Here is a 23738-nt window from a genome sequence, read left to right on the forward strand (position 1 = left end):
AGCAGCGGATCGTCCACGTCGGTGATGTTCTGCGCATAGGTGACATCGAGGCCCAGATCGCGCCAGACACGTTGCAGCAGATCGAAGGTCAAATAGGTGAAGGCGTGCCCCAGATGGGTCGCGTCATACGGCGTGATACCACAGACATAGAGCCCCGCCGTGCCCGATTGGGGTCCGACCGCCTTCAGCGAACGAGATTCGGAATCCCATACACGCACCCGATCATCGATTTCGAGATTGGTGTTTCGGGGCAGACGCGGAACGCGGACGGCAGGCCAGGCATGCATGGGGTCAAATCTAGCGGGATTCGTCAATGCGGCCTGATCATTGCCCGCTAAGCGAAGTCGATCAGCGGTTTGCGATACCCATTGCAGCGGGGACACAGATGGCCGGTTGGCCAGATCGGCTGGCCACAGAACGGGCAGCTCGGGTTGTGAGTGCCGAGAAGCCTGCCGGTGCGAGCGATGAAGTCGCGCGCCTGATCAAGGGTGATGACGACTTGAAGAACCTTGTCATCGATACCGGGCACCCCGGGGCTTGCCATCTTGCGATAGACCCCCTGCGCGAAGAGTTCGACCTTCAACGAGACGGTCTCCGGTACCCAGGTGATCGTCATCGTCCCGGCTCGGAAATCCTCGTCCAACGGCACATCTAGAGGCTCGATGTCGAAGGGACGCGAGCGGCCGATCTGGGAGTCCGAGAAGCTCTCGTCCATCTTCTCGAGTTCGTCGAGCACCTGCCTGATGTGATCGGCCAGCACATGAATCTGCTGGCGCTCGCAAACCACATTGGTCATCCGGGATCCTTGCCGGGTCTGGACGAAGAAGACCCGTCTTTCGGGGTCACCGACCGCCCCACTGACAAACCTGTCAGGGAAGGCGTACCGATGGGTCAGCTCCATGAGATTCAGGGTAAGCGTCTTGATGGCGCCGCGCTGAGATTGCGACCAGTGGGATGACGAATCTGGCGGCACGAGGGCTTCCAGTGATCATCGCGGAGCCGGTATCCGGATGCCTGGGGCACGCAGGGCTAGGCTTGCGGGCGGGATCGGCCCGGCCCCGGGTTGCCCGCATGTTGGAAGGATCGTCTATGGGTTGGCTAGAGGCCATCGTGCTGGGCATCGTCCAGGGACTCACCGAGTTTCTGCCCGTGAGTTCCAGCGCCCACCAATTGGTTGTCGGCCAGCTCTTCTTCTCCGGCCACGATCCCGGTTCTGCGTTCACCGCGGTCACCCAGCTGGGCACCGAGACCGCAGTGCTCATCTACTTCTGGCACGACATCGTCCGCATCGTCAAGCAGTGGGCGCTATCGCTGGTCAAGAAGGTACCGAGCAGCGATCCGGACGCCCGGATGGGCTGGTTCGTGATCGTCGGCTCACTGCCGATCGTGGTGCTGGGTGTCCTCTTTCAAGACACCATCGACACCACACTGCGCAACCTGTGGATCACGGTCGCCATGCTCGGAGGCGTCGGCCTGGTGCTGGGCTGGGCCGACCGGATCGCGGCCAAGAACGAGCCGGTACCCGGCGCGGGCCGCCGTCAACTCAGCTTCAAAGAACTCAAAGACCTGAGCTGGCGAGACGCCATCATCTTCGGTCTTGCTCAGGCCTGCGCGCTGATCCCGGGTGTTTCACGCTCGGGGGGAACGATCTCGGGTGGATTGTTCATGGGCTATTCGCGTCCGGCGGCCACCCGCTACGCCTTCTTGCTCGCCATCCCGGCGGTCTTCGGTTCGGGCGTCTACAAGCTGAAGGACATCGGCGCTGATGCCTGTGTGGCCTGGGGACCGACGATCCTCGCCACGATCATCGCCGGGCTGGTCGGTTATGCCGTGATCTCCTGGCTGCTGCGCTACATCACCACTCACTCATTCACCCCGTTCGTCATCTACCGGGTGGGGCTCGCGATCGTGCTGGCCGTGCTGATCCTCACCGGCTACCTCAATCCGCAGGCCCCGATCGTCAGCGGCTGCGTAAGCTGAACCCCATGCAACGACGGGCAGTGGGCTCCAGTGGACTGAGCGTCGGACGGCTAGGACTCGGCACCATGACGTGGGGCGGCGATGTCGCCCCGGATACCGCGCGGGAGTTGCTCCGGACATTCGTGGACGCCGGCGGCGATCTGATCGATACTGCTCCCGCCTATGGCGGCGGCCGAGCGGAGGAACTGATCGGTCGTTTCATGCGCAGCGATCTGCGCCGCGACGATCTCGTGATCGCTGCCAAGGCCGGATTCGGGACGCACGGCGGCTCTCAGGTGGTGGACACCTCCAAAGGCGCACTGCTGGACGATCTGGCAGATTCCCTGCGGCGGCTGCGCACCGACCATGTCGATCTGTGGCAGGTGCACGCCTGGGGCGATGCCCCTTTGGATGAGACTCTCGCAGCACTCGACCAAGCGGTGAGTGCCGGCATGACGCGCTATGTGGGCGTCTGCAACTACATCGGCTGGCAGCTCGGCACCGCGGCCGCCTGGCAGCGGGCAGTTCCCGGACGAGCTCGTCTGGTGAGCGGGCAGATCGAGTATTCACTGCTCGCGCGGCGAGCCGAGGTCGAAGTGCTTCCGGCGCTGCAGCACCATGGCATGGGACTTTTCCCCTGGTCGCCGTTGGGCCGTGGGGTGCTCACCGGAAAGTACCGAGGCGGTATCCCCCGCGATTCACGGGGTGGACGCGATCACATGGCCTGGTTCATCGAGCCGTATCTCGATGCCCGCTCGAATGCGGTCGTGGACGCCGTCGCGCGCGCCGCCGATGGCTTGCGGATGACAACGCCACAGGTGGCCTTGCTGTGGGTGCGCGATGCTCCGGGCGTCACCGCGCCGTTGCTCGGAGCTCGGACGGTTCAGCAGTTGTCGTCCCTGCTGTCGGTGGACGATCAGAAGCTACCCGACCCCATTGTGGCCGCCTTGGACGATGTCACCGGCGGGCCTCACCTCGGCCGCGAATGATGACTGGGAAGCCGCCAGGAGGGTCGGCACGCGAGTCATCGTCTGCGGTGGCCAGCGGCCTCCGGGCGGTCGGATCAGGACGGGCTCTCCCCGGCCGAATCGGCGGTCCAGGGAGCGCAACTCGGCGATGACCTGCCGGTTCGCAGTTCAGGACGCTTTGATGCTATTGTTTCCTGGCGCTCGAAAAATGAGCGAAGACACTCGTCCGGGTGGCGGAATAGGTAGACGCGCTAGCTTGAGGTGCTAGTGCCCGTTTTAGGGCGTGGAGGTTCAAGTCCTCTCTCGGACACTCGTTCGGCTCGATGTTTCCCGTGGACATCAGCGATTCGCGCGCTCAGCATTTCTGCGGCCCATCAATACCAGCGAACTGGACTCGGCCGTGCCACCATAGGCGCCAGCAGACCCGTTCACTCAGTCAACCGCAACCAGCGGGAGGAATACCTCGTCGAGGATCGATTCGGCGGCCTCGTCAGGGACAGCTTTCAAAGTCATCAGGAGTTCTTGCCGGTAGAGGTCGAACGGTACTGCGATGACTCGCGGAGTGAGCTTGGCGGGGTCGACCTCGCCGCGTGCGACGGCGCGCTCAAGGATGATCTGCATGGCGTTTCCTCGCTCGGAGAGGAAGGCGCTGCGCAAGTCTGCGAGACTCGCCCCGGTCTCGGCGTGGTAGCCGCCGAGCTGCAGGATCATATGCACCGCCAAGTGCGCTCTCGTGCGGCTCGCCTGCTGCAGCAGCTCAATCAGGTCGCCCCGTAACGTTCCGGTGTCGGGGACGACAACCTCCTCCTGTTTGCCCGCCCGGGTGGCAGCAGCCTGCAGCAGCTCGGCCTTACTGGGCCAGCGGCGGTAGATCACATCGCGGCTCGTATGCGCCCGTTCGGCAACGGATTCGATGGTGAAGCGGTCGTAGCCCTTGTTGACGAGTTCCTCCCATGCAGCATCGAGCAGCGCAGCCTCGAGCACGCTGCCGCGGCGACGCTTAGGAGTGCTTCGCTGTGCGCTGTCGTCCGGGCTCATGGGCTCCTCGAATCCTGGATCTCGCATCTACCAACAGAGTGTACGCTATTCAATTACATACAGCGTGTTGGTAATTGGAGGAGCAGATGTCCGACTTGAAGACCGAGTCGACCGCGGTCGACCCTGCTGTTTGGCGCACCGTCTGGGTGGTGCTGGTCGGCGCGCTCGCCGTGCTGTTCGACACCACCATCGTCGCGGTGGCCCTGCACACGCTGTCCATCGAACTGAACGCACCGATCTCCACCATCCAGTGGGTTACCACCGGCTATCTGCTCGCCTTGGCCGTCGTGATCCCGATCACCGGCTGGGCGCAACGTGTATTCGGGGCGAAGCGCCTTTGGCTCATCGCCCTCGCGATCTTCCTGACCGGCTCGATCCTCTCCAGCCTCGCGTGGAATGCGGGCAGTCTGATCACGTTCCGTGTCGTCCAAGGTGTTGGCGGCGGCGTGATGATGCCGCTGATGTCAACGCTTGTGATGCAGGCCGCCGGAGGAAAGAACCTGGGCCGGGTCATGTCGGTGGTGAGCCTGCCGGCCGTGCTCGGGCCGATTCTCGGTCCCGTACTCGGCGGCCTCATCCTGCAGAACCTCCACTGGTCATGGATGTTCTGGGTGAATGTGCCGTACTGTGTCGCCGGAATCATCCTCGCCGTGATCTTCATGCCGGCTGACGGGCCGGTCAGGCGGGCACCGTTCGACGGGGTGGGGTTCGCGCTGATGGCCCTCGGTCTCGTCGGCGTGCTCTGGGGACTTTCGAACACCGGCGACGACGGCGGCTTTGGCCGCAGCGACGTGCTGTGGCCGATGCTGACGGGCATCGTGCTGCTCGTGGCCTTCGTCGCCTGGGCACTGCCCCGCGGAGCGAAGGCACTGCTCGACCTGAGGCTGATCAAACACTGGCCGCTCGCGTCCTCGTCGCTGCTGCTGTTCCTATCCGGGATCACCTTGTACGGCGCAATGCTCCTGCTGCCCTTGTATTTCCAGCAGCTGCGCGGGATGACCCCACTTATGGCGGGCGTGCTTCTGGTCCCGCAGGGCGTCGGCACCTTCCTGAGCCGGTCGATTGCAGGCAGGCTCTCCGACCGGATGAGCGCGCGATGGCTCGCCGTGGCGGGTTTCGCGCTCGTCGCCATCGGCACGCTGCCCTTCGCATTCGCCACCGGCCAGACGAACGAGGTGTGGCTGATGGCGGCGCTGCTGGTGCGCGGCTTTGGCCTCGGCGCGGTGACCGTACCGCTCATGGCACTCGGATTCCGTGGGCTTCAGCGTAGCGAAGTGCCGGATGCCTCGATCATCACGCGGATCTCCACGCAGGTCGGCGGCTCCTTCGGCGGTGCGGTGCTCGCGATGATCCTCACCCACTCAGTCGCCAGCGCCACCACCACTGCTGCGCTCACTAGCGGGTTCCAGCACTCGTTCTGGTGGACGATGGGATTCACGGTCGCGGGAATGCTGATCTCCCTCGCCCTGCCCGGGCGCCTCCCGCGCTAGCATCGCTGAGTTCCTCCTCTCGTCAATGGGCCGGACGCGATCGATCGTGCGGCGCGAGGTTCTTGTCCTACGCGGCTTAGGCGCCCACCACGACAAAACCGGCCAGCCGAAGCCTGGCGGCCAGGGCGGCTCTGGTCACCGGGTCGGCGGATCCGGTCGCTGGGTTCATCAGCATCACCTGGCGCTGGAAGGCGGAGACGGCCGCTCGCGTCCGTGGCCCGTCGATGCCATCGATTGGGCCCGGATCGAACCCGAGTGCGGCCAGGCCCTGTTGAACGCCGCGCAGGGACGACAAGTCGATCGTGGTCGGTCCGCCACCGCCTGCCGTGATGCTCGGCGGGGCACCGTTCTGGAAGAACGTGACCGTCCAGGGCCCCGGCGTGTTGAGGAAGCTGCCGTAGAGGTCGACGCCGGCATATCGGCCGTTCGGGGCACCGCCGATAATCTCGACGATGGCCATGTGCAGGTGCGCCGGGATTCCTCCGGACGCGTAGATCCGGCCCAGGTAGTCACCGCGGGAGACCCACGACCCAGCCGTGAGCCCGGCCGGCACACCCGTGATGTGGGTATAGAACGCGCCCATCATGTCGTTGGGCGAGCGCATGAACAGCTGGGCGCCATAGACGGCCCCCGTGTCGGCGGCCGGTACGTGCTGCTGCACCTTGGTCAGGTGGGCATCGAATGCGGCGAAAACGCTCGTCCCGGCGGGCGCCGCCAGGTCCATGCCGAATGCGATGTACCAATGCGGACCTTGATGACCGCCGACGCCTGGCCCGCCGTAGCCGCCCTGTTGCGATGCGGGACCCAGCGGATGATTCATTTCGACTGTGAACGACATGGTGAACTCCGTTTCATTGAGGTGATCCTAGGGTTTCTAAGAAGCTGCTCGTTCAGGACGCATCGGCTAGTCAGCCGGCGATGGTCCACCCATCCGAGGCCAGCGCACCGGCCAACTCCAGCTGCGTGGCCGGGTCATTCCAGGCGCCATTGGCCACCAGACCCACAGCGGACTGGAAGGACCTGACTCCGGCCTGGGTCTTCGGGCCGTCCCCACCGTCCTGGGGGCCGGGGTCGTAGCCCAGCATCCAAAGGCCATGTTGAACGGCCAGGACCGAGTCGAGGGCGATGACCAGGTACTCGACGGGGAGGTGCTGGTCGGCGATCTTCTGGGCAAGGAGGAAATGCATTCGGTCGAGCTTGTTGCGATAGCGGATGGTGCCTTCGTCCGGGTTGAACTTGCACTCCTCCGCGGCCGCCGCCCACCGCCCGCTCGCCACGAACGCCTGGAACTTGGGGAACCGGAACATCGGACCCATCCCCCAGCTCATGCTCAGCGTGCCGAGTTGCGCATTGGCCGGCCAGGCCGCGAAGCTGCTGAACTCCGGACGGGTGACCAGCGTGCGCTCCATCTCCAGCAACTTCTGCTGGACGATGCGCGCGATCTCCGCGTTCGTCACCCGCAGTCGGGTCAGCCCCTCGAAGGCCCGGTGTCCCTGAGGCGCCAGATCGAGGCGCGCTTTCACCGCGTCCCAGGCGGACGCCACCTCGGCCGGCGAAGCGGCCGCTCCGGTGCTTTGGTCGTACCAATTCAGTTGATTAGCCAGCCGTAAGGATGCCTGACGCTCCGCCGCCGACGGCGCTGAGTTCGGCCGCGCGGTCTCGTCGATCTTGTTGCCCATGCCGGTGCTGACCCAGCCCTTGACGTCCAGATACATGAAGTTGACGATGCCCTCGAGGGGCTCGTTGAAACGCATCCAAGATTCCTGAACCATCTCGTGCATTGCTGCTCCTACTCATATTGGGATTGATCCGAGGGGACCGACCGGTTTCGGATTGTTCACACGTGCAGCGAGGCGACCTCGCCGATTCGGCCGGCGGGGTCGACGAACGCGACCCGCAGGCTCAGGACGTTGTCTGCGGCGAGACCCACCGGCACCTTCACGACGATGCGGACGACACCATCCGGCATCTCGGGCCAGGCCTGCTCCGTCACCGCCGAGCGGATGGCGTGGCCGGGCCATTGGTACCAGATGGCGGCCCGGTACGGTCCGATCGCAAGGGAATGCGATCGGGGCGGGTCCGCCACGGTGATGACGAGTTTCACCTCGTCCGCGGCGTTTCCGGGCCCCCGGACGACCGTGATGGCGTCGGCTCCGGGCCGGTCCGGTGGATTGGGTGGCAGATACATCAGGACACGCGGTGCCGATGGTGGACTGAGCGGTCGCGGGTGTGGCTGCCTGGCCGTTGGCTCCGGGACCGTGACGCCGCCCGGCGGGTCGAGCAGCGTGAATCCGGCCGGGATCCGGCGTTCAGGGGGAAGCCGGGCCTCTGCCCAGTAGACGTAGCGGACGAATGGCTCCAACCCACGACCGGTGCCGATGTCTACGAATGCTGCCTCGAACACGGCGGGCGTCGCGCTCGTGTCGAGTGCCATCTCTCCTTCCTGCACGACCCGTGCGTAGATCGGATCTGCGACCGAGCCAACCGCGCGCCGGATCCGGAATCGCGGGGGCGCTGCGCCCTCGGCACCCGGATCGAACAGACCGGGCTCGTCGCGTTGGAGCGTGCCGCGGTCGAATCCATCGGTGACGACGCGCAGCGTGGCCGCGCCGGTGGTGGGATTGACTTCACCCTGGATGCGAGGGGCAATCGGGCGACGGCTGTCGGGAACGGCGACCGCCACGATGCCGCAGCTATCGAAGGGCGGCTCGGCTCCATCGGGTCCAAGCGGCACGATCCGGAGGAACTGCACCGTCTCCAGGCTGCGCGGCAGCCGGGTGGTGAAGCGCGCCCCGCCCGCCCCGGCCACCACCGGCGATTCGGTCAGCAATCGAAACGCCGTGCGGCCGATCTGGCCACCATCGAGCACCCGCCGACAGCCCGCAGCTGCGACACGGCCACGCGAGGGCGCTACCCCTGCGACGGCCTCCGCGACGTCCTGCGGCCGCAGCCCCAGCCCCTGCTGGTCACTCAGATAGACCCGGTGCTTCGACCCGGCCAGGGCCGGCCAACTGAGCGTGACTTCGACATCGGGAGACGGACCGGGCGACGAACTCCAGAACAACCCGATGCCCGTCGGGTAGACCTTCGGTGGACGCGGGTCGGTCACCTCGATAGGCAAAGTCGCGACCGCGGAATCCACCCCGGTGGTGTCTGTGAAGTAGCCGGTCAATGTCCAGCGTCCGCGTTGTTGCGGAGCGAGCCGAGGCAACGCCAGTTCGACCTCGGTGAACCCTGAATCTGTCGTTGTCAGCGTTTCTAGCCGACCCGCGAGCCCGAGGGTCACCGACTCGATCGTCCGTGAACCCGCGGCCAGGTCGTCGATGCGGGGGACGACGATCGCTGATCCCAGTAGTTGCGACTCTGCCGGGCTGAACCTGGTGGCGGGGAACGGATGCGGTGTCGCGATCATGAGCCTGACCGCGCCCGGAGATTGCTCGCCACCGGCCGAAGGCTCGATCTCGGCGCGCTCAAGGTGGTATCTCAGCACGGGTGGCGGCGGGACCGGCCGGGGCGGCGGCTCGATCGTGAAATCAACCGGCTGTCCGAATCGTCCGAACATGTCTGATGCCCACACTCGGTAGTCGAGGGGGCCAATGTCAGGAATATCCTCGTCGGACAGCAGGCCCGCCGGTTCCAACGTTCCCCCACCTTGCCCTCGCACGCGGGCGGACGGGTCACTTTCATAGCCGACAATGCGCGGGACGGCCCGCTGCACCGGCTGACCGTCGGGAATATCGAGCGGGTCGTGACGCACCGCCCACTCGCCGTCGATCTGGGCAGCCAGGGCGGCCAGGGAGCCGGCCTGCCGCTGCGGGAATGCCAGGCTCGCCCGGTACCGCGCCGAAGGGTTTCCGTCGGTCGCGGTCTGCCAGCGGTGATCGACGATCTGAGGCCTGTCGAGCACCGGCGGTGACCAGGGCGGCACCGGCGCCACCACCGTGAGGAAGGGGGCCGCGACCAGGCCTTCACGGCGCACGAAACGCATTCGCTCCGCGATGGCCGGACGCGGGTCCAGCCCGCCTGAGTGCTCCAACGCCCACATCAGGGACTCCAGCAGGGCATCGGTTCCCGGACGCTGGTCATCGTGTAACGCGGTCAGATCGATACTTCGCCGAAGGTACTCGCGGGGGTCCAGCGCCAGCAGGCCGACGACAGCCAGCGTATCCCAGCCGCCCCCTCCATCAAGGTCGGGCAGATCATCGAACTGCGTTGCGAAGCCGAAGTGGCGGGCCAGCCCTGGATCCATCGCGGCGGTTTGCAGGGCCCCCAGCCGGGGCGCCCGGACGACCTGTCGTTTGCCGTTCGGGTCGCGCATCGGCTGATGCTCATATTGCCGCCAAGGCGGCAGCTCGTCGTCCACCAGACGGGCCAGGAGCGCCTCCAGACCGCCACCCAACTGCCCGGACGCGAGCATTGCCGCCACCCGCCGCAGCTCCTCATCCGGCGAGATGCCCACGTGTTGGCCGTCTGGGCGGTCCATCGGGCTCAGGCACTGCGGCGCACCGCGCTCCACCCGCGCCGCGGCCTCAGACGGGTCCCCATGTGCATACCAGGTGTGCTCGCCGTCGATGGGGAGCCCCAGCACACCGGCCAACTCGTGGAAGCCCTCGAACACCTCATACCAGGGCACGTGCCGCGGGTTGATCCCGACTTGGCTGGAGCTGCCCCATAGGTGCAGCCGGTGCATGAACGGCCCGGAGAACAGCCAGGGTGGCTGGTCCCGGACGACGGCGGATCGCCTGCCGCGAGGGCCCAGCATTGCCGCGCCCTCCAGCCTGCCGTCGGGGTCGATCAGGTCGAGCCGAACGGTTCGCCAGCTGTCGTCGTCGCCGAACTCCAGCTGGATGTCGGCCGCTCCCAGGCGAGCCAGATCAAGGTCGCGATGGGGGCGACCTTCGCGGTCGGCAACTCGGACGTGGACCAGCTCCGATGGCTGGCTGACGATCTTGTAGACCGCGAACGGGGCGAGCGGGAAGCTGGCACCGAGCCCGGCGAAGACACGCAGGTGGGTGCCGAAGGGCAAGTCCGGGCCACTGCCGTCCTCGGCGATCGCATAGGCGGACAACAGCTCGGGTGGGGCGAACAGTGACGTCATGACGGATCCTCCCAGAACGCGGGCTTGCGGGGCACGGTCGACAGACCACGCAGATCGGTCACCTCCGCGCCGAGCCAGCTCCTGGCCTTCAGCACGAACTGCGCGAACCCGCCCAGCGGATCATTGACCTGGAACGGCCGATGGGCCAGGTAGATCAGCCGCGATCCGCAACGGTCGCGTCGTCCGATATCGAATGGAGTCTCTCCGCCGGCGGCGGATTCCAGTGCAAGGCTGACCACCAGCCGGCCGGGCCGGTGGATCGGCTCGGGCGATTCGATCATCAATCCAGCGAGCAGCCAGCCCGCACCTGTGCCCCGCACCCAGAGTCGGCTCAGCCGCGGCGTCGTAGCGAGCGGCCAGCCCTCAAGGCCCAGCGCCGACAGCGCCCGCTGATACTCCTGGTCGCCCTCGGAAAAGCCACTGCCGACACTCTCGGGCGTGTTGACCAGCAGGTCGCCGACGACCAGCCCGGCTGGGCTGGGTTCATCCGCCGTCGGGAAGCCCAGACCGGCGAGCATCGCGCGCGGGGTTCGCCACCGTGAGGTCCGGAACGTCACCCCCGGCAAACGGCCGTCCGCGAGCGCTGAATTCGCGGCCTTCGCCAGCACGTACACCTCGTACCAGGCCTCGGGATCGAGCTGCAGCGAAGCGCTGCCGGTCGCTCCGGGTTTCGGGACGCCGCATTCGGAGTCGGCGGCGTAGCTCCAGCGGAGTCGGTCGGCGTGCGACAGCTGATCCGGATCCAGTGCAGTCGTCCACGCCATCGGCAAGAGCCGCGGCACCGCGTGCTGCGGGCCTGGCCGGTCGAGCCGCCGGACCGCGACGCGCAGGTCGAAGCCATAGGTCTTGGCCAGCGCGGCAACGTGGTCCTGACGGAAATGCGCGCGCAGTGGGTCGTCGCAGAACCGACACTCCTCGCTCTGGGCAGGCTCATAGCCTCCCAGGTAACGCTCCAGCATCTCGGGCTGGAACACGTCCTGCCTGATGAACAGCCACGGGAGGTAGCCCGTCAGGCCATAGCTGGGCGGTGGCTGCGGCTGCGGCACCGGCGCTGTCCGGAAGAACAACTGCCGCCGGGTCGACAACGCCGTGGCGGAGCCCTGGGGTGTGTACGTGGTTTCGTCCGACCTGGTCGCCGCGACCACGATCTGCCCCGACTCGTCCTGCTTAGAGATCTCACCCGACCAGGACATGTCGACGTCGATGCGATAAAGCCGGCCCGGGCTCAAGATGGTGCGTTCGTGCGGCGAGTTCGTGCTCGGGTCGGTCTTCGGACCCTGGGCGGTTGCCTGCTGAAGTCGGCTCACCTCGCTGGCGATCGCGTCGTTCTCGCGTTTCGCCGCCTCCCACGCGTTCACGGTGACCCCACCCAGGCCGACGACGCCCAGTGGCACCCCGATCGGGAAGGTCACGGTGATCGACGTGACGCCGTCCGTGGAGGGCGCCCACAGCAGCGCAGCATTCTGCCCTGTGGGCAGATCGATGAAGTCGGCTACCGGCCACTGTTCACCCAGGTCATCCCACACCTGGATGCCGGCAAATCGCTCGCCGATGTCGAACAGCTCACGTTCCGCAACCAGGACGAGCAGGCCGTCGAGGATCAGCTCTGCCGGTTCGAGAATGATCTGCTGACCGACGAACGGGTAGCCGGCCTCGACCAGCTCACCGACCGTCATGCCTGCCGGCCCGTGCAGGTTGGGTGCCTCGATATGACCGTGGAAGAGATGCTTGATCTCCTGGGATACCGGCCAGCCGACCAACCGCGCCGGCTCGATCCAGAACGGTGGCGGCATCGTGAAGGCCTCGTCCAGTGCCGTCGGTCCGGTCTCCAGGGCCACTCCGAAGTGACGCATGGTGGCCTCGACGCGACTGTCCAGGCGGTTCATGCTCGTCGGCTCGGGCGGCAGGCGGAAACCGGGATTTGCTTTGCCTGCCAGCCACCCGACCGCCCATCCCGGTTGCGCACTCACCCGTCGCCGGCACAGGTCTGCCGAGGCCTTCAGCACCGGAGGTTGTCGTCCCTCGCCTGCATCGGCCAGTCGATTGACCCATAGGTCCCTGCCGTTCGACAGCAGCACGAGTTCCGCGACATCCGAGGAGCCGGCACCTGGGATGCGCGGCACCTGCCAGCTGGCCGCGAGCCCGGCACCCGGCGGCACTGTGCCCCCAACGGTCGGGTCTGGTTCGGCGGAGACGTCCCGCAACGTCAGCGCATCGAGCTGCCACTGGTACCACAACATCTCGCTGCCGACCTTCCGGGGCGCGATGGCTCCTGGCCCGAGGATCCCGGGGAACTGTGAGCCGGCGTCCGGCCCGATCACCGGCGCAATGGCGAAGGGCAGCGAGACGATCGTGTCGGGCCACACGTTCATCTCGGGGGTGATCCGGCTCGGGTCTTCGACGAGTGGGGCGAGCACTCGATAGCTGTCATCGGTCAGTACACCCAGCGACCCATCGCGCACCGAGCCCAAGAGATGGTCGAGCGGGTGACGATCGGCGTCGGGCATCGTGAGCTGCGGTTCGTCACCGAAGGCGAGCGTCACCGTCGCCTCAATGTCGAAGAACAGCAACTCGATGCGCCCGGTGACCTGAGCCCACAGATAACTCGACTGCTCCCGCACCAGGAAGTTGACCGTCGCCTGCACGCCGAGCGAGAACGGCCCCAGGTGCAGACTGCCGCCCGCGCGACCGAAGCCGGCCAGGGTCGGTGGTTTGGTGCCGAGCAGCAGATCAAGGCTCGCGAACAGTTCGGCCCAGGCGATCGGCCGGACACCGAACATGGTCTGCACGCCGAACCCGAAGGCGGCCACGAACCCGTCGGGGATCGTGAGCGGCTCTGCTGCGGAATCGCGCCCGTGGGGCCAGCCGGCGATCCCCCGACCGCGCAGCATCAGGTAGGCGTCCGCCCCGACATCGAGTATCCCCGGCAGCACCTTCGCGGAGATCGGTCCAATGGACCGGCCCTGCATGGGCGCCCCGTCGGCCCCGAGGTAGACGTACCAATCGTCGCTGTCGGCCTTGAACGGGAAGTGCCCGGCCATCGGCACGCGGATCTCGAGCAGGGGTTTGAGATCGACCACGCCCAGCACCGCGAAACTCAGCGCCGTACTGTCGACACCGATGAAGCCGAGGAAACTCAAGCCCGGTGGCGGCGGGTAGCTCGGCTCGCTGATCTGGACGCGCGGCTGAAGTACGCGTCCGTTCAGAGCACCTCGAACCGCGACATCGGGCACCGAGATCAGCAGCCCGGCCTTGGACGAGAACGAGAACCCCAGATCGGGCAAGGTGCCGACCACCGCCTCCAAACCGAAACTTGACTGCCCAGGCAGCGCGCGGAAGCTGTCCACCCCCGTTGGCTGCCACTGCAGCTGGCGCAGCACCGGGTCATCCTCGGCATCGGGGGCATACTGCGGCACGGCGGCCATTCCGAACAGCCCGCCCACTCCGAACATGCCGAACCCGGAATTGGCAAGGGGAATCGGTGCCGGCAGGTCGACTCCCAGTCGCAACACGATCATCGGCGGGGCGTACTCGATCGCGGCATCGACGGCGAGGTTGAGCGGAAGCAGGCGTGCGAGCAGGTCCGCACCGAAGCCTCCGGAGCGAAGCTGTATTCGGCCGGTCCCCTCAATCGCGCCCGGAACCGTCAGCCCGGCCTCGAGACCGCGGATGGTGGCATCGACAGTGCCGTTGTCGTTCAGCGTGGCCCGGATCGTTGCGCCCGATACCCGGATCGGACCCAGGTTCAGTTTGAAGCGCAGGTCCACCTCAATGAAGGTGGAACCGCGGCCCGATCGGCTGCCCAGCACGTCGAAAAGCGATTCGAGGCCGGCAACGTCCCAGGCACCCGGGTTCTCGACCTCCAACTGTGCGCGGTCGAAATCCAGCCCGATCATCCGGAGCCCGCTCTGGCCGGAATTGATGCTCATCCGCACGTCCCGGACGCGAATCCGCATGGGTTGGTCGCGACGCATCGAGACGGCGAGTACCCCGATGTCAACCTTGGTAATACGGACCGCGACGGAGTAGTCCAGCTTCAGCGTCAAGGGTCCGCCGACCGGCAGCCCGTGGCCGGTGGACTCGAACTCCACTCCGTGCAGCACGAAACCGCTGTCGTCGGTGAGCAGCGACGACAGCGCAGCCCCGGCAGCGACCAGGCTGGAGAGCACCACGCCGGTACCATCGCCAACCTGCGCGGCGCGTGCGACATCCTTGTCGGCGATCAGCGCCGTCGCCAGCGCCGCAGCGGTATTGAATATCTTCGCTCCGTCCATCCTGGTCGAGGTGACCGAGAGGATGCCGGCCTGCCCGTGGGCGGCGACGCCGACCGAGATCCTGAACTCACCGGGAGCATTCACGGGGTCGCGCGCGAGCGTGGCGGTGACCCGGACCGGCTTCCCGGCCGCGAATGTGATCTCCCGGTTCGTGCCACCGGTTTCGCTGAAGCCCGTCCGGGCACCATCCAGCGGCAGATCCATGGTCGCCGTGATGCAGGTGGGCAGCAGCCCGGACAGTCCACTCGCCGTCGGGTCGAGGCACTCGATCCGCACGGAATATGCCGGGCGCGCGCCGCGTCCGCCGCTGGCGAGACGAGCCGGCACCTTGGTCTCCATGACCAGATTCGCTCCCCCACCTGCGGTGGGGATGGCGAGGTAGCCCTTGATCGGTTGGCCGCCGAAGAACGGCACCTCGGCAGGCAGGTAGAAGTCGAGTTGCCGAGCCAACAGGCCTCGCCACGATGGCTCGTCTGCGGCGATGGTCCCAAGCGGTGGATCGAGCGCCGGCGCTCCCATCCCGGGTGCAACGGCCTCAACGCTGTCGTCGATCACCAACACGGGAAGGTCGAACCCGATCTTCGAAGACCCGAAGACGACCGTCGGCGGCTCAAGTCCAAGGGCCACGATCCCATCGGTCGACGATGTGTCCGGCGTAAAACGAATGTTCGCTGGCGTGTCTGCGGCGCCGGCAACAAGCAGCGCTGGTCCCAAGACGACGCCGGCTTGGGGCGAACGGCTGACCAGGACCGGCGCATGCCGGGGATCGTCCGCGGGTAGCGCCTGCAGGTGGGCATCACCCTCGGGTGTCTCGATCAGCCTCGCGCCTGTCAGCCCCATGCCCGCGATGCCCTCGACGAACTTGAATATGAAACGCGCCTGCCCCTGCTCTGCGAGGACCAGCCAGAACCGAAACGAGGTTGGACCCTGCGCCGGTGAAAGCTCGAGCCTGAACGGTGCTGGCTGCACGACATCAGCGGGGGTCGTCAGCGCGAAATCGAAGCCCGGGATCGGGCTTTGACTGAGGTCTTGAGTCAGTCGGATTGCTCCGGCCAGCACGCCACTTGGCGGGACGTCGGTGGGTCCGGTCGGCTCGAGAGCCGACAGGAGCAGGTCGATCTCACGGGGGCAGATGACCTCTCGCAGGACACCGGATCTGTCGAGCAGGTCCTTGATCGAGGTTCCCATGGCTCGCTCCGTGATCGACCTTGAGACCAGGCGGAAGGCTCACGATCGAGCCGAACCGCGCCAAGATCAGGCGACGCGCGCCCAGGCGGGCAAGTCCTGGGACGAGACCCTGATCATTGCAGGCCATCAGCCGCCGTAGGTCGCAAGCCGAAGGTCATGGAACTGCCTTTTATGCAGCATCTTAGGCGGCCATGGGACCAGGTCAGACCGGTGCGAAGTGACCAGTTGTGGCCGGGTTCGCCGGGCATCATGCCGGGTGGGTCCCGTGGTGTCGGATGCACACGATCGACACCACGCGTCGCACCCTGCCTGGCAGCTGCTGGCTATGCCCGAGATGGTGCTTGCTATCCTGCATCATGGACATCGGATCCGCGGCCGGGCACGGAGTCTATGTCTCAGCGCTCGACCTGTTTTCTATCGGCATCGGACCATCCAGTTCGCACACTGTCGGGCCGATGCGCGCCGGACTGGATTTCCGCAGCCGGCTCCTGTTGACCGGCACCCTTGCCGCCGTCACCCGATTCCGGTGCCGGCTGGAAGGATCGCTGGCCGCAACCGGGATCGGCCACGGCACACCGGACGCGGTCATCGCCGGGCTACGGGGCTATGCCCCCGAAACCGTCGATCCGGGGTTGGTCCATGAATCCTGGGCCCGGTTGTGCAGCGGCGAGACCCTCGACATCGGCGGTGTGCCGATGAGCAAGGAGGACATCGAGTTCGCTCCCCTGTCGAGGCATGGCGGGCATCCCAATTCGATGCAGCTCATCGCGGAGTCCAACGGGTCGATTCTCGCCGCCGAAACCTACCTGTCGATCGGTGGCGGTTTCATCCGCCGGTTGGGCGAGGATCCTGACGTGGCGAAGACCGGCGCCAGAGTCAAGCATCGCTATCGGAGCATGGCCGAGTTGTTGGCCCTCACCCACTTAGACGCCGATCCCACGACCATCATCCCGGCTCAAACCATGCCCGAACCGCTCGGCGATGGTCGGCAGCATTTCCCGCCCCACCGCCGCTCGATCGCACAGATCGCCTGGCAGGACGAGGTTGAACTGCAGGGCACCAGGCGCGCCACCCAGGGCCTGGACGAGATCTGGCAGGTCATGCGGGACTGTGTCGAGCGCGGATTGTCGTCCGAAGGCGTTCTGCCCGGCGGCTTGAAGGTACGACGCCGGGCCGCTGCCGGATGGCGGACGCTGATGGATCAGGGGGCGTCACGTAGCTCGGTCGACGCACTGTCGATGTATGCGCTGGCGGTCAACGAGGAGAACGCGGCCGGCGGACGAGTGGTCACGGCTCCGACGAACGGAGCTGCCGGGGTCCTTCCCGCGGTGCTCTATGGGGCCTGCGTGGACGACGGCTTTCCCGCTGAGACGATTCGAACCTTCCTGCTGACTGCGACGGCCGTGGGATCGATCTTCAAAGCCAACGCGTCCATCTCGGGGGCCGAGGCCGGATGCCAGGCAGAGGTGGGCAGCGCATGCGCGATGGCCGCCGCCGGGCTGACCGCTGTGCGCGGCGGAACCCCTGAGCAGATCGAGAACGCCGCAGAGATCGCCATCGAACACCATCTCGGGCTGACCTGCGACCCGGTAGCCGGGCTGGTACAGATTCCCTGCATCGAACGCAATGCGATCGCCGCCACCACCGCGGTGGCCGCAAGTCGGCTCGCTTTGCTCGGCGACGGCAGTCATGTCGTGCCACTCGACACCACGATCGAGACGATGCGCCAGACCGGAGCAGACATGTCCGAGCGCTACAAGGAGACCAGCCGGGCGGGGCTGGCGGTCAATGTCGTTGAATGCTGATCAGCCCTCCTGGAGCGCCGCAGCCTGGAGAATGGCATCTTTCGCGTCCATGATCGGCGCCTCGACCAGTTGCAGGCCCATCTTGTCGATGGTGTGCATCATCGGCTGCCCTATGTGAGCAAAAACAACGCGATCGATCTGGTTCTCCTTGAGGAAGCGCACGATGCGGGCGTGATGCTGACCGTGCTCGCCTTGGTCGTGCAGGACGTCCCATCCGACTTCATTAATCTGCCAGTCCGTCAGCTGCCCGTCGTCGGCCACGGTACCGACGGCCATTCGGACGGCCTTTCCGAAACGAGGATCGATCTGGCCATCGTCAGCGATGGGAACAGTGAGTTTCATGGTCCCCATTTCACCGCAGGCGGCCATAGTTTCCCAATCCAGGCATGCGATTGCACTCAGGACCCTAGTCGCCCGTTGGCGCCGGCCGTTTCAGCCGCCAAGCCCCCGTCTGGTCTTGGCCGACCAATCCCAAGATCTCCAATTCGACGAGTGCACCGAGGATTCGCGGCAGCGGCTGCCCACATTTGCCTGCCAGGTCGGAGGTTGTGATCGCGCCGCGACCAGGCATTGCCTCACGCACCGCCAGCAGCTCCGGCTCGATATCGTCGAGCAACCTGTCAGGGCCGCGGTCGGGAAGCAATGGTCCAACCCCGACCGGAGCCAGCAATGCCCGCACATCGTCGACATCGGCCACCAAGGTCGCCTGGCCGTCTCGGATCATCCGGTGACAGCCCGCCGACATCCCCGAATAGACCGGTCCGGGCACGGCCATCACCAAGCGTCCCAACTCGTTCGCCCAGCTCGCTGTGTTGCGTGCGCCCGACCGAGCCGCCGCCTCGACCACCACCGTCGCCGACGTCAGCGCGGCGATCAACCGGTTTCTGGCCAGAAACGCGGCTCTGGTAACCCGCACTCCGGGGGCAACTTCTGAGACCACCAGGTGCTCGGCTTTCAGCTCCTCGAAAAGCCTCGCGTTCCCTCGGGGATAGGGCTCGTCCAGTCCTCCCGCATAGATTCCGGCAGTTCTCCCATGGCCTGCGAGAACGCCCCGGTGGGCTGCGGCATCGATGCCGTACGCTCCGCCCGAGATCACGGCATAGTCATCGGGGGCCCCGGCAAGTCCCGCTGCCAGATCGCCCGCCACCGCCTCGCCATAGCGTGTGGCAGCCCTTGCTCCGACGACCGCCACGTTGCGCGGCCCAAGCTCGGTGACCCTCAACGGGCCTGCAGCCCACAGGCCGACCGGCACCCCACCCAATCCTTGTACCTCGGCGCCGCGGTCGAGATCGTCCACCTGAATGGGCCACTCCTCGTCTCCGGGAATCATGAACCGCAGCCCCGCATCCTCGCCCCGATGGATCAATGCAGCGGCATCGGTCTTCCTCGCGCGCTGCCCCCACACCGATTCGCCGCTTCGCCGCAGCGCGTCGACGGTCGCCTCCGCACCGTGTTCGGCGACCAACCGGGCCAGCTTCAGGTGCCCCGGCTCGCAAACACTGCTCAACACCGCCCTGGCGCGTCGTTCCTCGGTCCACTCGGTCATGCCGCACTCCTCCAGCTGTCTTGTCTCAGCCCCAACGCCGACGCCAGGTGCGTCCGCGTTATCCGATCCGTGCCGTCCAAGTCGGCCAACGTCCACCCGATGCGCAGCACTTTGTCGATGCCACGAGCGCTCAACCTTCCGCAACGCACCGCGTCGTCCAGCAACGACATGCCCTGCGCCTGTGGCAGCTTGCGCAACTCGGCTCCGGGTACCTCCCCGTTGAGCCGCCAAGGCGTTCCGGCCAGCCGCCGGGCCTGCCTCTGGCGAGCCAGCGCGACCCGCTCAGCCACCTTCGCGCTCGGTTCTCCCGCGGGCGCCTCGGCCAAACTCAGCCGTGACGGAAGCAGCCGATGATGGATGTCGATGCGATCAAGGATCGGTCCACTCAGACGCTCGTTGTAACGACGCACGCTCATCGGAGTGCAACTGCAATTCCGGCCGGGGACTCCGAGCATTCCGCAGGGGCAGGGATTGGCTGCCATCACCAACTGGAATCTCGCCGGGTAGCAGACCTGGCTGACCGAACGAGCGATCGTCACCTTGCCGGTCTCCATCGGCGTCCGCAACGCGTCGAGCACCCGGGCGCTGAACTCGGCCACCTCATCGAGAAAGAGGACCCCACGATGAGCGACCGAGATGGCTCCCGGACGCGCCACCCTGGCACCGCCACCGATCATCGCCGCCATGGACGCGTTGTGATGCGGATTCGAATACGGAGGTCGTCTGATCAAGCCGCCGGTCAATGGCCTCCCGGCCAGCGAATGAACCGCAGACACCTCGAGCGCCTCGTCATTTCTCAGATCGGGGAGCACACCCGGCAGCCGTTCGGCCAACATCGACTTGCCCACTCCGGGTGCGCCGTGCAGAAAGATGTGATGTCCACCCGCGGCGGCCACCTCCAGTGCCCAGCAGGCGTCCGGCTGCCCGCGGACATCTGCCAGATCCGGCAGATACGCGGGCAGCTGCGGAGTGGGTGCGGTCGACCGTGCTGCTTGGCCGAGTACCGGACGCCCGTGTAGCACCTCTATCAGATCAGCCAGGCAAGAGACTCCCCAGATCGTGAGTCCGTCGACCAGCTCGGCCTCAGCCACCTGTCCGGCGGCCACGATGGCGGTCGTGAATCCCTCACCGCGGGCGGCCAGCAGCGCCGGCAACACTCCGTGGACTTCTCGCACCCGCCCGTCCAGGCCCAGCTCCCCGACCAGCACACTAGATGCTGCGATCGTCCGCGGCACTATCCCGCTGGCTACCAGCACCGCCGAGACGATCGCCAGATCGTAGTGGGACCCGGCCTTCGGCAGGCTGGCCGGGGTGAGGTTGATCGTGAGTAGCTGGTTCGGCCAGGCCAGACCCGCGCCTGCGACGGCCGCCCGGCAGCGGTCTCTCGCCTCGTACAACGCCGCGTCCGGCAAGCCGACCAGTACGGTACGCGGGAGCCCGCCACCGATCGCAGCCTCGACCTCGACCAGTGTGCCCTCCATACCCAGCAATGCCACCGACCATGCGCTCGCGGTGCTCATGCCACACCCCGCACGTGCCTGATCAGCGGAGCAGCCCCAGGAAGCTTGAGGATACCGACAGCATCCACCCGCAGCTCCGAAAGTGCCGGGGCGCTCGCCCGCCGCCAACAGGTCGCGAGCTGCCGCAGTCTGCATTGTTTGGCGTAGGTGATTGCCTCCAGCGGATCGCCGAAACCTGTTCCGCTGCGGCACTTGACCTCGACTATGACCCCTGCGGGCAGCTCGCCGGGACCAGGCTCAAGACAGACCAGGTCGGCCTCGCCCACCGAGCAACGCCAATTGCGTTCGACGATCAGCCAGCCGAGTCCGAGCAGATAGTCGGCCGCGAGTTTCTCTCCCCAACCGCCGAGTTGCTTCCTGTTGTCGAACGTTAGATTCGGACGCGCCATCATGCACCTCTTCCTTCGAGGTGAATGATCGGCAAATGGACGCCGATTCGTTCAGTTATCCACAGAGAAATCTCAACTTTTTGAGATGCCCGATGTCCCGCGTCCGTCAGCCCGTCGATTCAGGCCACCATCCAGGTCACTCCTGGTCGGGAATCTCCAGTTCGCGATGCTGGATCTCCTCGATCGACACGTCGCGGAACGTGAGCACCTTCGCCGACTTTACGAAACGCGCGGGCCGGTACATGTCCCAGACCCAGGCATCGCCCATCGACACTTCGTAGTAGACGTCGCCGCCCTCGGTGCGCACCTTCAGATCGACCTGATTGCACAGATAGAACCGTCGTTCGGTCTCCACCGCGTAGGTGAAGATGTCGACGACGTCTTTGTACTCACGGTACAAATCGAGTTCCAGCTTGGCCTCGTAGGCCTCCAAGTCGTCACTGCTCATGGTATCGCCACTCTAGCTGCTGCCCGCACGTTCACATACCGCATCCGGTGTATGGGGCACGGCCCCAGCTCTTCCAGCCGCCGCTGGTGTTCCGCAGTGCAGTATCCCTTGTGCCCAGCGAATCCGTAGCCGTCATACTGCTCGTCGTAGGTCGTCATGATGCGGTCTCTGGTGACCTTCGCAATGATGGACGCTGCCGCGACGCAGGCCGCCACCTGATCGCCCTTCCAGAGGGCCAACGCAGGGCACGTGAGCCCACCGACGGCGAAACCGTCGGTCAACGCGAACTCCGGCTCCGGGTCGAGCCGCAGCAGCGCCCGCCGCAGTCCCTGCAGGTCGGCCTCGTGCATGCCGAGCTGGTCGCACTCGGTCGGTGAAACCTCGACCACCGACCACGCGATGGCGCACGCGGTGATCTCATCGTAGAGACGCTCGCGAGTGGCAGCGGTCAGTAGTTTTGAATCGTTCAGACCGCTCAGGTGGATGGCAGCCCGCTCGTTCAAGATGACCGCACCGGCGACCAGCGGACCCGCGCAGGCTCCGCGTCCGGCCTCATCGGCGCCGGCCACCAGACCGAAACCGGCACGCCGCAAGGCACGCTCGTAACCAAAGATGCCCTTGCCAGGGCGAATAGTCGTCATCAGCCGCCACACGACCCCTCACCGAGCACCGGCGCGGTAGGCGGATCCTCGGCAGCGTCGGGAACCGCGACGAAGGTCTCGGGAGTCGAGAACGTGGTGATGCGGTTCAGCGGTGCGACGATGGCCACCACCGGACCGACGACGTCGTCCACCGGCACGAACCCATACATCCCGGCAGGTACCCCGGGTGCCGTCGCCTCACACATGTGCAGCCGCGAATCGCCCGAACGGTCCCGATGATCACCCATCACGAAGACGTTCCCCGCTGGCACCACCACATCGAATGAGGTGTCCGAGGGCGCCACAGTCAATCCACTGGCATCCTGATAAAGATAGGAGTCCTCGTCGAGCGCGATGTCATTGACTGTCATCCGGCCCTGCTGATCGCAGCACGCCACATGATCGCCAGGCATGCCGATCACCCGCTTGACCAGGTAGCCCTGGCTGCTGTCGGGCAGCAGATACAACGCCTCCAGCACCACGCGAACGGGATTGGACGACTCAGGTTGCTGGCCCATCCATCTCGCATCCGGATCTTCGAAGACCACGATGTCACCGCGCTGAAAATCAGACACCCGCATCGCCACAATCCGGTCCTTCAGCTCAAGGGTCTCTTCCATGGACCCGCTGGGCACTTGAAAGACCTGAAAGACGAAGACTCTGAGCAATGCCGTGACCACCAGCGTCACCATGATCGCCAATACGGTCTCGCCCAGAAACGTCAGGACCTGCTTGAGCTTCGATGGTTTGGCGACCGGAGGTGCGTCGAGATCGTCCACTTCGGCGACCTGTTCATCACCCTTGTGCCTACGACCCATGCCATGACTCCTAGCTCCGACAACCGCGTTCTATCTTAGATCTTGTGCGCGGGACTTAGCCGACCGGGCCAGGGGCCGATCTGCGCGAGCCCGCGAACGGGAGACACCGGAGTCCCGGCCAACCCCTTGCAGGAGGGCCGGGACTCCGCCGAAGATGGCCGCGCACTCTCAGCGGCGACGCTCTTTGATCTTGGCAGCCTTACCGCGCAGACCGCGCAGGTAGTACAGCTTGGCGCGACGCACATCACCGCGACGCTCGACCTCGATGTGGTCGATGATCGGGGAATGCAGCGGGAAGGTACGCTCCACGCCGGTTCCGTACGAGATCTTGCGAACCGTGAACGCCTCCTGCACACCGGAACCGGTGCGGGCAATCACGACACCGGCGAAAACCTGGATACGGGACTTGTTGCCCTCGACCACCTTCACGTGCACCCGCACCGAGTCTCCTGGACGGAACTCGGGGATGTCACTGCGGGTCGAGGCCTTGTCGAGTTCGGCAATGATCGGATTCATAATCTTTCCTCGTCGGTGCCACAGGTCACCTCGCGGTTGA

The 23738-nt window shown here is 66.0% G+C and carries 19 protein-coding genes, 1 tRNA gene and 1 pseudogene; 6 read left to right on the forward strand and 15 right to left on the reverse strand.

Annotation, left to right across the window (positions count from 1 at the left end; translation table 11 throughout):
• Nucleotides 1-287 (reverse strand): annotated as a pseudogene (locus tag AAFP05_RS06510) (cysteine--1-D-myo-inosityl 2-amino-2-deoxy-alpha-D-glucopyranoside ligase); the annotation flags it as partial.
• Between the two features lie 47 nt (nucleotides 288-334).
• Complete coding sequence (locus AAFP05_RS06515) at nucleotides 335-901, reverse strand: DUF3090 domain-containing protein (RefSeq protein WP_341729045.1); 567 nt, start codon at nucleotides 899-901, stop codon at nucleotides 335-337.
• Between the two features lie 188 nt (nucleotides 902-1089).
• Here AAFP05_RS06515 and AAFP05_RS06520 point away from each other — a divergent pair, with 188 nt between their 5' ends.
• From AAFP05_RS06520 to AAFP05_RS06530, 3 genes are all read left to right on the forward strand, one after another.
• Nucleotides 1090-1980 carry an undecaprenyl-diphosphate phosphatase gene (locus AAFP05_RS06520; protein WP_341729046.1) on the forward strand — a complete coding sequence of 297 codons (891 nt, stop codon included), beginning with the start codon at nucleotides 1090-1092 and terminating at the stop codon, nucleotides 1978-1980.
• 5 nt (nucleotides 1981-1985) lie between these two features.
• Nucleotides 1986-2948: an aldo/keto reductase gene (locus tag AAFP05_RS06525; RefSeq protein ID WP_341729047.1), complete on the forward strand. Its 963-nt coding sequence runs from the start codon at nucleotides 1986-1988 to the stop codon at nucleotides 2946-2948.
• Nucleotides 2949-3151: 203 nt separating this feature from the next.
• Nucleotides 3152-3237: transfer RNA gene (locus AAFP05_RS06530), tRNA-Leu, on the forward strand.
• A gap of 122 nt (nucleotides 3238-3359) precedes the next feature.
• On the opposite strand, the gene AAFP05_RS06535 is transcribed toward AAFP05_RS06530, so the two are convergent.
• A complete protein-coding gene (locus AAFP05_RS06535; RefSeq protein WP_341729048.1) occupies nucleotides 3360-3965 on the reverse strand; it encodes a TetR/AcrR family transcriptional regulator in 606 nt (201 codons plus the stop codon).
• A gap of 149 nt (nucleotides 3966-4114) precedes the next feature.
• Between AAFP05_RS06535 and AAFP05_RS06540 the strand changes: the two genes are divergently transcribed.
• Nucleotides 4115-5455: a DHA2 family efflux MFS transporter permease subunit gene (locus AAFP05_RS06540; RefSeq protein WP_341729049.1), complete on the forward strand. Its 1341-nt coding sequence runs from the start codon at nucleotides 4115-4117 to the stop codon at nucleotides 5453-5455.
• A gap of 76 nt (nucleotides 5456-5531) precedes the next feature.
• Here AAFP05_RS06540 and AAFP05_RS06545 read toward each other — a convergent pair whose 3' ends face one another.
• The 4 genes from AAFP05_RS06545 to AAFP05_RS06560 all read right to left on the reverse strand — a co-directional run bounded on the left by AAFP05_RS06545 (nucleotide 5532) and on the right by AAFP05_RS06560 (nucleotide 16015).
• Nucleotides 5532-6293 (reverse strand): peptidoglycan-binding protein, encoded by a 762-nt coding sequence (locus AAFP05_RS06545; RefSeq protein WP_341729050.1) that lies wholly within the window; start codon nucleotides 6291-6293, stop codon nucleotides 5532-5534.
• Nucleotides 6294-6363: 70 nt separating this feature from the next.
• Complete coding sequence (locus AAFP05_RS06550) at nucleotides 6364-7236, reverse strand: peptidoglycan-binding domain-containing protein (protein WP_341729051.1); 873 nt, start codon at nucleotides 7234-7236, stop codon at nucleotides 6364-6366.
• Between the two features lie 56 nt (nucleotides 7237-7292).
• Nucleotides 7293-10553 (reverse strand): hypothetical protein, encoded by a 3261-nt coding sequence (locus AAFP05_RS06555; protein ID WP_341729052.1) that lies wholly within the window; start codon nucleotides 10551-10553, stop codon nucleotides 7293-7295.
• A complete protein-coding gene (locus AAFP05_RS06560) occupies nucleotides 10550-16015 on the reverse strand; it encodes a hypothetical protein (protein ID WP_341729053.1) in 5466 nt (1821 codons plus the stop codon). The genes AAFP05_RS06555 and AAFP05_RS06560 overlap by 4 nt, the downstream gene beginning before the upstream one ends.
• Between AAFP05_RS06560 and AAFP05_RS06565 the strand changes: the two genes are divergently transcribed.
• Both AAFP05_RS06565 and AAFP05_RS06570 read left to right on the forward strand, forming a co-directional pair.
• Nucleotides 16014-16154 carry a hypothetical protein gene (locus AAFP05_RS06565; RefSeq protein ID WP_341729054.1) on the forward strand — a complete coding sequence of 47 codons (141 nt, stop codon included), beginning with the start codon at nucleotides 16014-16016 and terminating at the stop codon, nucleotides 16152-16154. The genes AAFP05_RS06560 and AAFP05_RS06565 overlap by 2 nt on opposite strands.
• A gap of 217 nt (nucleotides 16155-16371) precedes the next feature.
• Entirely contained in the window at nucleotides 16372-17820 is a 1449-nt protein-coding gene (locus AAFP05_RS06570; protein WP_341729055.1) for an L-serine ammonia-lyase, read from the forward strand.
• Here the strand turns inward: AAFP05_RS06570 and AAFP05_RS06575 are convergent, their stop codons facing one another.
• From AAFP05_RS06575 to rplS, 8 genes are all read right to left on the reverse strand, one after another.
• Complete coding sequence (locus AAFP05_RS06575) at nucleotides 17821-18189, reverse strand: NifB/NifX family molybdenum-iron cluster-binding protein (RefSeq protein WP_341729056.1); 369 nt, start codon at nucleotides 18187-18189, stop codon at nucleotides 17821-17823.
• 37 nt (nucleotides 18190-18226) lie between these two features.
• Complete coding sequence (dprA, locus tag AAFP05_RS06580) at nucleotides 18227-19366, reverse strand: DNA-processing protein DprA (protein ID WP_341729057.1); 1140 nt, start codon at nucleotides 19364-19366, stop codon at nucleotides 18227-18229.
• Complete coding sequence (locus tag AAFP05_RS06585) at nucleotides 19363-20886, reverse strand: YifB family Mg chelatase-like AAA ATPase (protein WP_341729058.1); 1524 nt, start codon at nucleotides 20884-20886, stop codon at nucleotides 19363-19365. The genes dprA and AAFP05_RS06585 overlap by 4 nt, the downstream gene beginning before the upstream one ends.
• Nucleotides 20883-21278 (reverse strand): YraN family protein, encoded by a 396-nt coding sequence (locus tag AAFP05_RS06590; protein ID WP_341729059.1) that lies wholly within the window; start codon nucleotides 21276-21278, stop codon nucleotides 20883-20885. The genes AAFP05_RS06585 and AAFP05_RS06590 overlap by 4 nt, the downstream gene beginning before the upstream one ends.
• 133 nt (nucleotides 21279-21411) lie before the next feature.
• Entirely contained in the window at nucleotides 21412-21723 is a 312-nt protein-coding gene (locus tag AAFP05_RS06595) for a DUF2469 domain-containing protein (RefSeq protein WP_341729060.1), read from the reverse strand.
• The gene (locus AAFP05_RS06600) at nucleotides 21720-22364 is read right to left on the reverse strand and encodes a ribonuclease HII (protein ID WP_341729061.1); all 645 of its coding nucleotides are present in this window, start codon (nucleotides 22362-22364) and stop codon (nucleotides 21720-21722) included. The genes AAFP05_RS06595 and AAFP05_RS06600 overlap by 4 nt, the downstream gene beginning before the upstream one ends.
• Nucleotides 22364-23182: a signal peptidase I gene (gene lepB / locus AAFP05_RS06605; protein WP_341729062.1), complete on the reverse strand. Its 819-nt coding sequence runs from the start codon at nucleotides 23180-23182 to the stop codon at nucleotides 22364-22366. Before lepB ends, AAFP05_RS06600 begins: the two co-directional genes overlap by 1 nt.
• A 168-nt stretch (nucleotides 23183-23350) precedes the next feature.
• Nucleotides 23351-23698, reverse strand: a complete 348-nt coding sequence (gene rplS, locus AAFP05_RS06610; RefSeq protein ID WP_341729063.1) for a 50S ribosomal protein L19 — start codon at nucleotides 23696-23698, stop codon at nucleotides 23351-23353.
• Nucleotides 23699-23738 lie beyond the last annotated feature (40 nt).

It is taken from the genome of Brooklawnia sp. (genome assembly GCF_032229645.1).
Lineage (GTDB): Bacteria > Actinomycetota > Actinomycetes > Propionibacteriales > Propionibacteriaceae > Brooklawnia.